The 12,538-nt window shown below is 53.1% G+C and carries 11 protein-coding genes; 3 read left to right on the top strand and 8 right to left on the bottom strand.

The window, feature by feature from the left end:
• Nucleotides 1–8 precede the first annotated feature (8 nt).
• Both ACAW87_RS07335 and ACAW87_RS07330 read left to right on the top strand, forming a co-directional pair.
• The gene (locus tag ACAW87_RS07335; protein WP_370722658.1) at nt 9–1,028 is read left to right on the top strand and encodes an alpha/beta hydrolase fold domain-containing protein; all 1,020 of its coding nucleotides are present in this window, start codon (nt 9–11) and stop codon (nt 1,026–1,028) included.
• A 50-nt stretch (nt 1,029–1,078) separates the two neighbouring features.
• The gene (locus ACAW87_RS07330) at nt 1,079–3,028 is read left to right on the top strand and encodes a glycoside hydrolase family 88 protein (protein WP_370722656.1); all 1,950 of its coding nucleotides are present in this window, start codon (nt 1,079–1,081) and stop codon (nt 3,026–3,028) included.
• 85 nt (nt 3,029–3,113) lie between these two features.
• Here ACAW87_RS07330 and ACAW87_RS07325 read toward each other — a convergent pair whose 3' ends face one another.
• Genes ACAW87_RS07325 through ACAW87_RS07315 form a run of 3 tightly spaced genes read right to left on the bottom strand, consistent with a single transcriptional unit; the run spans nt 3,114 to nt 4,768 of the window.
• On the bottom strand, nt 3,114–3,857 hold the full coding sequence (locus tag ACAW87_RS07325; protein WP_370722654.1) for a DUF6503 family protein: 744 nt from the start codon (nt 3,855–3,857) through the stop codon (nt 3,114–3,116).
• A 45-nt stretch (nt 3,858–3,902) separates the two neighbouring features.
• Nucleotides 3,903–4,349 (bottom strand): RES family NAD+ phosphorylase, encoded by a 447-nt coding sequence (locus ACAW87_RS07320; protein WP_370722652.1) that lies wholly within the window; start codon nt 4,347–4,349, stop codon nt 3,903–3,905.
• 5 nt (nt 4,350–4,354) lie between these two features.
• Nucleotides 4,355–4,768, bottom strand: coding sequence for an Xre family toxin-antitoxin system antitoxin (locus ACAW87_RS07315; RefSeq protein ID WP_370722650.1), 414 nt, complete (start codon nt 4,766–4,768; stop codon nt 4,355–4,357).
• Between the two features lie 138 nt (nt 4,769–4,906).
• On the opposite strand from ACAW87_RS07315, the gene holA reads away from it, so the two are divergent.
• Nucleotides 4,907–5,926, top strand: a complete 1,020-nt coding sequence (gene holA / locus ACAW87_RS07310) for a DNA polymerase III subunit delta (RefSeq protein ID WP_370722648.1) — start codon at nt 4,907–4,909, stop codon at nt 5,924–5,926.
• Between the two features lie 62 nt (nt 5,927–5,988).
• Here the strand turns inward: holA and ACAW87_RS07305 are convergent, their stop codons facing one another.
• The 5 genes from ACAW87_RS07305 to ACAW87_RS07285 all read right to left on the bottom strand — a co-directional run bounded on the left by ACAW87_RS07305 (nt 5,989) and on the right by ACAW87_RS07285 (nt 12,446).
• The gene (locus ACAW87_RS07305) at nt 5,989–6,645 is read right to left on the bottom strand and encodes a carbonic anhydrase (protein ID WP_370722646.1); all 657 of its coding nucleotides are present in this window, start codon (nt 6,643–6,645) and stop codon (nt 5,989–5,991) included.
• A complete protein-coding gene (locus ACAW87_RS07300; protein WP_370722644.1) occupies nt 6,611–8,218 on the bottom strand; it encodes a SulP family inorganic anion transporter in 1,608 nt (535 codons plus the stop codon). The genes ACAW87_RS07305 and ACAW87_RS07300 overlap by 35 nt, the downstream gene beginning before the upstream one ends.
• A gap of 151 nt (nt 8,219–8,369) precedes the next feature.
• Nucleotides 8,370–9,503 (bottom strand): glycoside hydrolase family 76 protein, encoded by a 1,134-nt coding sequence (locus tag ACAW87_RS07295; RefSeq protein WP_370722643.1) that lies wholly within the window; start codon nt 9,501–9,503, stop codon nt 8,370–8,372.
• Nucleotides 9,504–9,640: 137 nt separating this feature from the next.
• Complete coding sequence (locus tag ACAW87_RS07290) at nt 9,641–10,774, bottom strand: SusE domain-containing protein (protein ID WP_370722641.1); 1,134 nt, start codon at nt 10,772–10,774, stop codon at nt 9,641–9,643.
• A 52-nt stretch (nt 10,775–10,826) separates the two neighbouring features.
• Nucleotides 10,827–12,446, bottom strand: a complete 1,620-nt coding sequence (locus ACAW87_RS07285) for a RagB/SusD family nutrient uptake outer membrane protein (protein ID WP_370722639.1) — start codon at nt 12,444–12,446, stop codon at nt 10,827–10,829.
• Between the last annotated feature and the right edge of the window lie 92 nt (nt 12,447–12,538).

Raw genomic sequence — 12,538 nt, 5'->3', positions numbered from 1 at the left:
ATAAACCAATGCTAAACGGAAACTGTCTCTTTTACCTGGTAAGCCTCTGTTGCTTTACAACGCTCGCTACAGCTCAGCCTGTTAGCGGCCTGACCAATCGGCGCGATACATCGTTTACTACCTGGGGCGCTTACCAGAAATTAAAGAAAACGTTTCCAGAAGCACGCATCGTAGAACCGGTTACGCCTGACGGCGTGACGGCCAGTATGAACCTGGTTTACTGTTCTCAAAATGGCCGCGATCTGCATCTGGATGCCTTTTACCCGACAAAATTCCAGCGTCGTGCCCTACGGCCGGCCGTGCTGGTCATTCACGGCGGTGGCTGGCGGTCGGGCGATCGGTCGCAGCACATACCGCTGGCGCAACGGCTGGCGGCGGCTGGGTACGTTGCCGTTACTGTCGAGTACCGGTTATCCACCGAGGCGCTTTATCCGGCGGCGGTGCATGATCTGAAATCGGCGGTTCGCTGGCTGCGTGCCAACGCTAAGACGTACGCGATCGACACTGCCCGTATCGCTGCGGTTGGCTTTTCGGCAGGTGGGCAGTTGGCGGCACTGATGGGCGCAACCGGGAACCCCGCCGCTCGGGGGAAAGCGGCACCTGCGCTCGAAGGTGAGGGGTGTCATCAGGAGGCTTCAACCGCCATACAGGCTGTTGTAGACCTGGATGGACTACTAGCTTTCGACCATCCCGAATCGGGGGAGGGCGATGACAGCAAATCCACCTCGGCGGCGACCTATTGGTTTGGCGGACCCAAAACCGAGAAACTAGCTCAATGGCACGAAGCCTCGGCGTTGACCTACGTCCATCTGCAAACTGCGCCAATCCTGTTCATCAACAGCTCCGTCGACCGAATGCATGCCGGTCGCGATGATCTGCGAAAGCAACTCAGCAAACGGGGTATTTATTCAGAAGAACATACTTTTCCAGAAGCACCGCATATTTTCTGTCTCCTTCACCCGTGGTTCGAACCGACCCTGAACTATACTATTACGTTTCTGGACAAGGTGTTCAGGGTCAAACGCTAGTCAATTCAATACACTAACCCGGCTTTACCCCGCCATTTCTTTTCTGTAAAATGACACGTACCCATCGTCTATTAGTCGGTTTTCTCTTCCTCAGCCAGGTAGCGCTGGCACAGTCAGGCAGTACTAACATGCCGTGGTCGCAACGAATGCTGGCGACCATCATGGCCAATAACCGCGATTCGCTCGCTTACGTGAAAGAAGGGAAAGATGCCCGTTGGGAATACGAAATGGGCGTGATTCTACAGGCAACCGAGCAGGTATGGTACCGCACCGCCGACGATCGCTATTTCCAGTATATCCAGAAAAACATGGATCGGTACGTCTCGGCCAATGGCGATATACGTACCTACAAAAAAGCAAACTACAACATCGATTACATTACCCCCGGCCGGTCATTACTGACATTGGCCCGGCAAACGTTACCGGGTAAAGAGAAATATAAAAAAGCGGCCGACCTGCTCCGGCAGCAATTGGCCGAACACCCGCGCACGAAAGAGGGCGGTTTCTGGCACAAGAAGATTTACCCAAGCCAGATGTGGCTCGATGGCCTGTACATGGCCGAACCGTTCTACGCTGAGTACACCCACTTATACGGCAAAGCCAACGGCACTGAAGAAGCCGACTTCAACGATATCGTGAATCAGTTTGTGTGGATGGAAGCCCACGCCCGCGACCCGAAAACCGGTTTGCTATACCACGGCTGGGACGAAAGCCGGGAGCAGAAATGGGCCAATAAAACAACAGGCCAATCGCCCAACTTCTGGAGTCGCGCCATGGGCTGGTACGCCATGGCTCTGGTCGACGTGCTGGATTACATTCCTCAGTCGCACCCACGCCGGAATGAGCTGATCGCCATTCTGAACCGCACCATGTCCGCCATTGTCAAGTTTCAGGACCCCGCTTCGGGCTGCTGGTATCAGGTAACCAACCGCCTCGGCGACAAGGCGGAGGGCCGCCCCGGAAATTACCTCGAAGCCTCAGGTTCAGGCATGTTTGTGTACGCCATTGCCAAGGGCATTCGCATGGGTTACCTGCCCGCCTCGATGATGACGGCAGCCAAAAAAGGCTACAACGGCATGCTAAAGAATTTTATCTCAACTGACGAGAAAGGGCAGATTCACCTCGAAAAAACGGTGCTTGTCAGTGGTCTGGGTGGTAATCCATACCGCGATGGTAGCTACGAGTACTACCTCAGCGAAAAGCTTCGTCAGGATGATCTGAAAGGCGTTGGTCCGTTTATTATGGCGAGCGTGGAGATGGAAATCGCGGCAGAAAGTGGCGTTGGTAAAGGGAAAACCGTAGCCGTCGACAACTATTTCAATCACGAGTTCAGAAAGGCCGAAACGGGTGGTCAAGAGCCGTTCCATTACCTCTGGGATGATCGGATGCATTCGGGCTTTTATTGGTGGGGAACTGCATTCCGTCATTTCGGCGCTAAAACCACCACTATTGCCGGGCCGCCAACCGCCGCCAGCCTGAAAGGCGTTGACGTGTACATTATTGTTGACCCCGACACTCCGAAAGAGACCGCCAAACCAAACTACGTTAGCCCAGCCGATAGCAAAGCCATTGCCGATTGGGTAAAAGCAGGCGGTACGCTGGTGCTGATGGCTAACGATACGTCGAACTGCGAACACAAGTATTTTGGACAGTTGGCTGCTCAGTTCGGCATTCAGTTCTTGCCGTCGAATGTAAATATGGTGCAGGGTACCAAGTGGGAGCAGGGGCTGGTAACCATTCCGGCAGGTACGTCGGTATTTCCCGAAACGCGATCAGTCTACATTAAAGAACTTGCCCCAATTGCCGTTTCCGGTCCGGCTAAAGCCCTGGTTACGCAATCAGGAAATATCATTATGGCTACAGCCAAAGTAGGAAAAGGTACCGTTTTCGCCGTAGGTGATCCCTGGCTTTACAACGAGTACGTAGACGGCCGCCGCATCCCCGCCCAATACGAAAACTTCAAAGCCGCGAAGGAGCTGGCTAGCTGGCTGTTGAAGTAACGCGGACTTTAGTCGGGGACGCCTAGTCCGCATGTTTGATTGAGTAATAAACATGCGGACTAGGCGTCCCCGACCAAAGTCCGCGTTACAACGCCACCACCCTAATGTTCTTCTGTTCAATACGCGACAGCTCAGGCATTTGTCGGGCCTCGTATTTCCGGTCGTAATTGCCGACAAACGTGGTATCGCCTTCATCGCTTTTGTAGTTGATGTAATCCTGAAAGCGGATGCCGCCCACTGTTTGTGGGTTAATGGCTTTGCGGAAACGCGGCCCTCCTTCGCTGTAGGCCAGATAATCCATCGTGTGGGTTTTCTGGTTAAACCAGTACACAAACGTATCGCCGTGGTCTTTGCCACCTCCCTCGGCTTTGAAACGTACCTGCACTTTGTCGTATACCTGGCCCTCCAGCGTGCGCTCGCCCAGGTACGTTGCCTGCACAGCCGGGTCGCGGAGCTTGAAGGGGAGGAGAACAAAGTAGGCCACGGAGTTCACCGCCCGGCTGTATTTGCCCTGCTGAGCTGTGTCGAGCGTTTGGGGAACATTGTTCAGCGAGCGGGAAATCGAATCGTTGGTCAGCACTTCCTTCACCAACGTACCTGACGAATCGGTGTAGGAACGAACGTACCTGAACTGGCCGCCCTGATGATCGAGGCTCAGATGATAAGTCCGAAAATCGAACTCGATGTGTTTATTCTGCCACGTATCGTCGCCATGTGCTTCGATGGCTGCATCAATAATCGACTCAGCATTTTTGGGGGACGTACACGCCTGAATGGCTAAAAAAGTCAGCGCCGCGAAGAGCAGGCGATATGTTATGGGAAGTTGCATAAGTGGTAGGGGAGGATGGTTAGTGTTTGATACAGATCACTTGCCTTACTTAAGTCGGCTATCAAAACGGAATGGTTCAACAGAGGTGATCTCGATAAAGGCGAAGTCGGGGTGCTGTGGATTCAGCAGGTAGTTGTATTCGGCGGGGACAATGGCCGAGGGTACCCGTAAAATGGCTGATTTACGCGCTACCAGCCAGGCATCGCCCTGTTGTTGGCAGTAGGCATACTGCTCGTAATCGTCCCAGTTGGGGGGCAACGTACCCAGTTCGATGGTCTGAATCGGGAGCATGTCAGGTACGTTGATGCAGATCGTTCTGAAATCGGCCTGAAGACCACGGCCTGTTCGGTGTACCACGTTTTCCAGGCAGGCCAGTGCCCGCGATGAGGCGGTATAGATCACAAACCGGTCGGCCGAGTTCCAGCGGGCGGCCCGGCCCGAAGCAACCAGACTATTGGCCCATCTGGCCAGCGTAATGCGGTAGACTTCCATCCGGGTCAGGCCAGCGCCCCAAATTCAATACGCGTCAGTTCATCGTCGATCAGGTCAATACCGCCTGAGGTTTGCATCAGGTCGAACGGGCGTTGATTAGCCAGGCCGTAGGCGGGGGCATCGAGCCAGCTTCTGAACTCGGCGATGCTGCCAAAAATAATTTCGCCATGCTGAAAGAGCGCCAGCATTTTCAGGGCCAGTTCGCCCGTGGTGGGGCTCAGTTTGCGTTTGGTTTCTTTGTAGCGCAACATCGTTTTCAGCGACGTATCGAATAACGGGGCTATCTCTTCCCGCTTATAGCCCGACAGCTCAGCCAGATCGAAAAACAGCACAGCATCCACCCCCCGGCGCGACGACAAAACGATCGAAATTTTATCTCGAATGAGCGGTTCGTATCGCCCGAAAACTGATTTACGCATGGCCTTACTAATCATTGTGTTATCCCCTCAACGTGAAAGTAGGGAAGTTTGTCCCAAAAAAAAAGACAAAAGTAAAGAACAGGTAGCTCGTATCTTTGCCATCAACTTCCGATTCGTCACCGTAATTGATTTCTGCTTTTGTCATCTGCCGTCGATACCCTCCTGAAAGACATTCGTAACAAGCGAATTGCCCCCGTTTACCTCATTCATGGCGACGAACCGTTTTATCTTGATCGCATTGCCGATGAGCTTGAAAAAGTGGTAGTGCCGGTAGCCGAACGCGGTTTCAATCAGTTTGTGTTGTTCGGAAAGGATGCCGATGTGGGCACGGTGCTCAACAATGCCCGCCGATACCCGTTCATGGCTGATCGGCAACTCGTGCTGGTGAAAGAGGCGCAGCAACTAAATGGCATAAAAGATAAGTCGGGACAGCAGTTGCTCGAAAGCTACGCGATGGAACCTTTGGGCAGTACCGTACTGGCCATTTTCCACCAGGAACCCCTCGATGAGCGCAAAGCCTGGGTGAAATCGTTTGCCCGAAAAGGGGTGTTGCTGGGCGTCAAGAAACTATACGAAAACAAACTGGTCGACTGGGTAGGGGAATATTGCCGGGGCCGGGGCGTGAAAATTAGTCCCAAAGCCTGCCAAATGCTGGTTGAGTCTATTGGCAACGACCTGAAGCGTATGGCTGGTGAAGTTGACAAAATCTTACTGAACCTGCGGGTCGACGAAGAGATTTCGGCCACGACTGTTGAACGGCTGGTGGGTATCAGCAAAGAATACAACGTATTTGAATTGCAGAAAGCGCTGGCGCAGCGCGATGTGGTGAAAGCCAATCGGATCGTCGATTATTTTGGGCGTAATGCCAAAGACAATCCGGCCGTGGTAGTATTGGCTCAACTGTATCAGTATTTCAGTCGGGTGCTACTCGTGCAGGCGAGTAAAGATCAAAGTGAGCGCGGGTTGGCTTCGGTCCTGGGCGTGAATCCGTTCTTCGTGAAAGATTACCTGACCGCCGCCCGCGCCTATCCACTAGTGAAAGTCGCCGATATTATTCACGCTATCCGTCGGGCCGATGCCCAATCGAAAGGTATCGATACGCCTACGCTCTCAGAAGGAGATATTCTGCGCGAACTGATATTCGCGATTCTGCATTAAGATGCCCAAACCCACACGCGTGGATTTGGGCATCTTAATGCAGAATCAGATTAGGACTCAAACTACCCGATCTTATCGGCGGTGGGCCTGGGGAAATTGTAGCGGAAGATCGGATTTAGCTCGTAAGAATGGTCAATGTTTATGAGTTCGGTAATAAGTCCCGTATCCAGACCAAACACCCAACCATGAACGATAGGCCGCTGTTCGTTACGCCAGGCCAATTGAACAACCGCCGTACGAACAATATTCATGGTTTGGGATATAACGTTCAGTTCAACCAACCGGTTTGTGCGCTCTGTTTCGTCTTCAATAGCCGCAAGTTCATCGGCATTGAGCGCATACACATCGCGAATGTTTTGTAACCACTTGTTAATCAAGCCTAAGTCGTCTTGAGTCATGGCTGCCTTTACTCCTCCGCAACCGTAGTGGCCACAAACAATGATGTGTTCAACCTTTAAGACTTCTACCGCATACTGTAATACACTTTGTAGGTTCATGTCGGTATGAACCACCATGTTGGCAATGTTACGGTGTACGAAAATCTCGCCTGGTTTGGCCCCCGTGATGCTCTCGGCGGGTACACGGCTATCGGCACAACCAATCCAAAGGAATTTGGGGGTCTGCCCTTGTGCCAGAGTTGTGAAGTAAGAATCGTCTGAATCGATTTGGTCTTTAACCCAGGCTTTATTGGCCAGTAATAGCTTTTCGTATGCTTGCATTTCTGTTGCGTTTTTTAATGAAAATTTCGTTGAGTTCGTATTCAATTCCCTGCGTATTGGCGGTCTCAGTAAAATCGGTTAACATGGCTACGATGTCGTGATCGATGAATACCGCGTGCTTCCCGTCGACATACACGGAGTCACCCCGTTTCAGGCTCAGGAGTGTTTCTTTAAGTTGTGGCTTGCTCAGAAAATAAACATCTTTCTGAAATTTGATCAAGACGTTATGCCGGTCGCGAACAACCCGAAACGACGCCTGTGAATTGGTATAAAGCACATAAAACAAGCCCACAACCGTGCCGACGGCAATGCCAATCAACAGATCGGTAAATACGATGCATATCACTGTAACAACGAAAGGAATAAATTGGGTAGGCCCTTCCTCATATAAAAAGGTAAATAATGATGGATTGGCCAGTTTGTAGCCCACCAGGATGAGTATGGCCGCCAGACACGACAGCGGAATATAGTTGAGTAACGAACCCGTGAGCGCCACCGCAGTCAGTAGTAGAACGCCGTGAAAAATGGTTGCCATTCGCGTTTTACCACCTCCAAAAATATTGGCCGATGTGCGCACAACCAGTGAGGCAACGGGAATTCCGCCCAGCAAACCGACCGTAATGTTGCCAACCCCCTGGGCTATCAATTCCTGATTCGACGATGATGTGCGGCGCAGTGGATCGAGATGATCGGCGGCTTCGAGGTTCAGCACGGTTTCAAGACTGGCCACCAGGGCCACGGTAACCGCAATGCGATAGGTGAGCGGGTTGGCGAGGGCCGTAAAATCAGGAAAATTGACCATGGTTCCCACACTTTGCCCTGCCTTTATCACAGGTATTCTGACCATATGTTCGTTGTTATCGCCCAAGTACCACTCGGGATAATAAAGCCGAAACAACTGATTGAGGCCAACCCCCAGCAGAACCACCAGGAGCGCAGCGGGTAGATTCTTGAAGAATTTGGCTCCCTTACCCGCTTTCCGTTCCCACAGGAAAAGGACTAACAACGAGAGTATACTAATTGCCACTGCCCCCGGACTAGCGGTAACCACGGCCCGGTAAATTTCAGAAAGGGTGTTTTCTCCGTCGGCAAGCTGACTAAATTCAAATTCGCCTTCATAGTCTATGTCACGACCAAGCGCATGGGGTATCTGCTTGAGGATGATAACGATACCGATGCCGCCCAGCATGCCTTTGATCACACTTTCGGGGAAAAGGCTGCTGAACCGGCCTACTTTCAACAAGCCAAGCCCCAACTGAATTATACCTGCCAACACAACCGCCACCAAAAAAGCATCGAACGTCCCCAGACTGGTAACCGAATCGGCAACAACCACGGCTAAACCCGCTGCTGGGCCACTAACGCTTAATTCAGAACCCGACAGCAGACCAACCAGCGTGCCGCCAACGATACCGGCTACCAAACCAGAGAATAAAGGCGCTCCCGAAGCCAGGGCAATGCCCAAACATAAGGGTAGGGCAACAATAAAAACAGAGATGCCTGCCGGCAGATCGAAGGGTAGGTTTGACAGACGGTATTGCTTAAGTGCCGTCAGTGGATTCGCCAGTGGCATACAGATTTTCTATGAATGGTCGGAGGATAGGGTTTTAATGGCAACAAAGTAAAGGGAGTCACCACGTTATTAAAACAAGATTAAAAATAAATATTTAGCGATGGCTACTAATAGCGCGGTAAGGTGTTTTCTGACTCACCTTATCTGGCGCTTAGTTCAGCCGCGTTATGGCTTCCAGCATCGTGGCACCGCTGAGTTGGGTAGTGAGGTCCGTTCTACCGTCGGTGGGGCGGTTACCCCAAAAAACACCATAGACAACCTGTGGCTTTTGAGTACCCGTCCGCCATAGCGTTTCAGCGTTGAACTTTAAGTAGTTAACGTATCGCGTGCGTGTATCGGCGGGTACAGAAGGTTCGGTAGCCAGCAGGGTGAGGTACCGGACAAGCACCGCTTTAAATAGCCCGCCGTCGCCGTTCCCTTCGGCACGCATGAGGCCACCGTTGGTTAGTTCTGGATCGGCGATGGTGAAGTTGGCGGTTTTGGTGGCGTCGCTCAGGTACGTCTGGTTTTGGGTGGCGCGGAACATTTCCAGTCCGGCACCAATCATAAGGCCTTGGTTGTACGTGAATTTCCAATTCACGTCAATTTTGCCATCATTCTGCCGATTAATGCCATCATAGGTGTATCCGGTGGCGGGGTCAACGAGAGTTTTTTGCTGCCAGTCGTAGATTTTTTTGGCCCACTCCAGGTCTTCGGGGCGTTTCAAGCGTTGGTAGAGTCGGGCAGCCAGAATGATAGCGGGTGCATTGGCCGGTGTGTTTTTATAATACCGTTGCCCTTTCCGCCAGGCAATGCCGCCGCCCATGGTGTCGTTCCAGCCGAGCTTGATATCATTCCAGAGGAGTTGCGATACATCGAGCCACTTTTTATCGCCGGTGGCGTCGTAGGCCCGTAGGGTTGCCAGTGCATTCCAGAGCATATCGTCGTAATACTCGTTCAGGAAGCCGCCGTTGTTTTTGATGGGTACGCCACCGTACCAGTCATTCATGTAGGTGAGGTAGCGGCTGTCTTTGGTGCGCACATAGGCATCGACCAGCACATCAAGCGCGTGGGCTTGCGGCCAGTAGTTGAACTGTGTACTACCGCTGTTATTTTCGTTGAAATAGCGACCCTGCTCGTTGAAAAACTGTCGGGTCAGAGCCTGTGTGCTACTATCGGCAATGACGGTCCAGTTGAAGACGTAGGGTTTTGTTGCAGGCCCGGCACCCTGACCAATGCTGTTGTCTTTGCAGGCAATGAAAAGAGTCAGCGTGAGTAAGGCAAGTAATTTATTGAATGATGACATCGACGTTGAGGGGTTTTGAGACGTGAATGTTTGCTTGATTTTTGATTGGTATTTAATTGATTGCTTCGCGCTGTAGTGTATTGCTGACGCATGGCCCTTCGACTAGGCGTCAGCAATACACTACAACTCGAAGCAATCTACTTAATCGTGACCCGATGCGTATAAGGGCCGGTCGGCGACAGCGACACCATAATATCGGCGTTTTTGTTATCAACGGCGCCGTTGAACTTATACGTGTAGTCCCACTGGCTTTCACCGATGGGTAGCAGGAAAAAGTAGCTGGCCGGGGTATTGGCGTCAGCGCGGGAGTTGTCGGCGTTGCTGCTGCCCAGCCATTCGTAGGCGTCTTTGCCGTCGGCCCCAACCGTGGTGAGACGGAACTTGTAGCGTTCGTCACGACCCCACGAAAACTGAACGAACTCCACTTTATAGTTCGGAATCATCCAGACGCCTCCACCGACGTATGGCAGTGTAGTACGAACGGCATTGTCGCCAGCGACCCACAGACCGACTGATTTGATCTCGGTCACTCGGGCAGCGGCGTTGTTGAAATCAAGTACGATACGGTACGTTTTGGTGGGCCCGGTTACCGTGGTCGTTCCATTCTCGCCAATGTTTGTTCCGTCGACGTTGAATGATTTTGCCGTGCCGGTAGTACGGTCTACAAACGAATACGTACCTGACTTGAGTGACGTGTACACCTCAAACACGCCAGAGCTAGTGCTTTTCAGCTTGATGGCTTTTGTCAGGTCAGTGCCCGCTTCGGTGGCATCGCCGGTCAGGTATACTTCTGCCGGAACTTCGGCGAAACCAGCTGGACGTTCAACGTTCAGCACCCGGCTCTGGGTAGCCTGCTTTACATTGATACCCCGTGATGCCTGTACCGTCCATTTCAGTTTGCCTTGTCCCAACGAACCGATACCGGCCAGCGCGGCCACCCGGTTCAGGGTAGCGTGGGTCACGGTCGCTTTGTTCATGACGCCGTTCTGGTCGGAGGCCAGTTTGTAGATCGGCTTCGAGAAATCGCCGTTTTCATTATCGAACGCCAGTTCATACAATACCAGTGTACCGTCTTCGGCCCGCGCCTGATCCCATTCGAAGACTACCGTGGCGGGGGTGGCGGGGAGCAGTTTGATGGATTGATTATCGTTCGGTGAAAAGAACGAGGTAACGTCGCTGATGTTCGTGTTGATGTCACGGCCAGCGTCTTTGCACTGCATCAGTATGCCCGCGAGGCACAGGCATAGAATGGAAAGAAAGGTCTGTTTCATGGAAAGTGTGGGTCCAATAGCGGTCGTTCGACCGTCCTTGACCTGTTTAGATTTACCAGTTCGGATTTTGTGTTAAGCTTTGATTGAGGTCACGCTCGATTTGCGGAATGGGCCAGAGGTACTGTTTGCTCGCATCGAAGGTGCGGCGGTCGACCCGAACGTACCCATTGTCGATGGTCGGGTCACCGAATCGGGTACCATGCGCAAAACCGTTCAGGACCGTTTCGGCAATGCGCCACCGACGAATATCGAACACGCGTAGCCCTTCCAATGCCAGTTCAATGCGCCGCTCACGCCGAACAATATCGCGCAGACTAGCCTGGTTGCTGCCCGTTGGGAATGCCAGCGCGTTCGCATCGGTGAAGCCCGCCCGACGACGTATCGCGCCAATGGTTTTGTCCCAGATAGCGGCGGTCATCTGCCCCTGCTCAGTTTTGGCTTCGGCATACATCAGCAGCACGTCGGCGTAGCGGATCAGCATCAGATCGAGCCCCGACTGGAAGCTGGCGTTGGCCGTTGGGTCGTAGTATTTGCGGACGTAATAGCCGGTTGTCGACGCGTTTTGCCTGCCAAATTCATTCCGGGCATCAACGTTCGCGGGCGTTGAACCGGGCCTGATGTAGATGGTCGTGGTTGACCCGTCGGGCCGGCGCCAGAGATAGCCGTCGTACACGATCGTCGCGGTCAGGCGCGGGTCGCGGTTGGCGTAGGGCGTGGTTTCTGAATAGCCGGACCCCGTCTCGGTAATGGCTCTGCCATTGAGGGTCAGGTACTCATTGACTAATTCCTGCGTGGGGGCAATGTTGTTGACCCGCTCGCCAATCGTGATGGGCACAAAGTCGCGGAAATTGCCGTGGGTACGTAGTTCCGGCACATAACCCAGGCTCAGGATGCTTTCCTGACTATTCTCGGCGGCCGGTAAGAACAACCCTTCGTAGCTGGGATACAGCCCGTATGTTCCGTTGGTGTTGTTGTCGATCAACTGCTCGCACACGGTTGCCACCTCAGCCCAGCGGCTCTCGTACAGCAGCGCCCGCGCTTTCAACGCCAGCGCTGCACCTTTGGTGATGCGTCCCTTATCAGCGGCGGCAAATTGCACGTTAGTCGGGAGGTTGGTCGCTACCGCATCCAGTTCCGACAGCACAAAGGCCAGTACGTCGGCTCTAGGTGTGCGGGGAATTGAGCGCGCTTCGGCAATGCCAATATCCTGCGTGAACAGCGGAACATCACCGTACCAGGTCAGCAGCTGGAAATAGTGAAACGCCCGGATAAACCGTGTTTCGGCCAGAATACGCGCCTTCAGTGTCGCATCGATGGCTGGAATCCGGTCAATGTTGGCCAGCAGGATATGCGTGGTTTTGATGCCGCCGTAGTGAAAATCCCACTCCCCTTTGATGCGCCCCAGGGCCGGATCATAAGCTCCCCGAGCTATTGAGTTAGCTCCCTGAAAATCGCCCAGTTGGTTGTAGGCGTTGTCGGACAGGGCGTCGTTGGCGAAAAAATAATCGGGCGAGTACAGGCCCGCGTAGGCCGTGTTGAGCACGCTGAGTGCCCGGTCGGCAGAGGTCCAGTACGTAGCCTCGGTGAACCGGTCGGTGGGGGCTAGGTCAAGGGATTTACACCCGCCCATCCACAACGCTGCCGCCAGCAAGGCGATATAGGTATGTTTCATAAGTTTAAGGTCATTAAGTGGTCATTACGCTGCGCTGTCATTAGGTGGTCATTAGGTGGTCATTCGTGTCACTCGCCACAGGAAAGCGACAA

This window comes from Fibrella aquatica, assembly GCF_041321135.1.
Lineage (GTDB): Bacteria > Bacteroidota > Bacteroidia > Cytophagales > Spirosomataceae > Fibrella > Fibrella aquatica.
This window is presented reverse-complemented; position numbering and strand designations above follow the sequence as displayed.

Coding starts and splice junctions, on each gene's coding strand:
- ACAW87_RS07315 (WP_370722650.1), bottom strand. CDS start 4,768: ATGCGTAAATCAGTTTTCGGGCGATACGAACCGCTCATTCGAGATAAA.
- ACAW87_RS07320 (WP_370722652.1), bottom strand. CDS start 4,349: ATGGAAGTCTACCGCATTACGCTGGCCAGATGGGCCAATAGTCTGGTT.
- ACAW87_RS07295 (WP_370722643.1), bottom strand. CDS start 9,503: ATGTCATCATTCAATAAATTACTTGCCTTACTCACGCTGACTCTTTTC.
- ACAW87_RS07285 (WP_370722639.1), bottom strand. CDS start 12,446: ATGAAACATACCTATATCGCCTTGCTGGCGGCAGCGTTGTGGATGGGC.
- ACAW87_RS07330 (WP_370722656.1), top strand. CDS start 1,079: ATGACACGTACCCATCGTCTATTAGTCGGTTTTCTCTTCCTCAGCCAG.
- ACAW87_RS07335 (WP_370722658.1), top strand. CDS start 9: ATGCTAAACGGAAACTGTCTCTTTTACCTGGTAAGCCTCTGTTGCTTT.
- ACAW87_RS07290 (WP_370722641.1), bottom strand. CDS start 10,774: ATGAAACAGACCTTTCTTTCCATTCTATGCCTGTGCCTCGCGGGCATA.
- ACAW87_RS07300 (WP_370722644.1), bottom strand. CDS start 8,218: ATGCCACTGGCGAATCCACTGACGGCACTTAAGCAATACCGTCTGTCA.
- ACAW87_RS07305 (WP_370722646.1), bottom strand. CDS start 6,645: ATGCAAGCATACGAAAAGCTATTACTGGCCAATAAAGCCTGGGTTAAA.
- ACAW87_RS07325 (WP_370722654.1), bottom strand. CDS start 3,857: ATGCAACTTCCCATAACATATCGCCTGCTCTTCGCGGCGCTGACTTTT.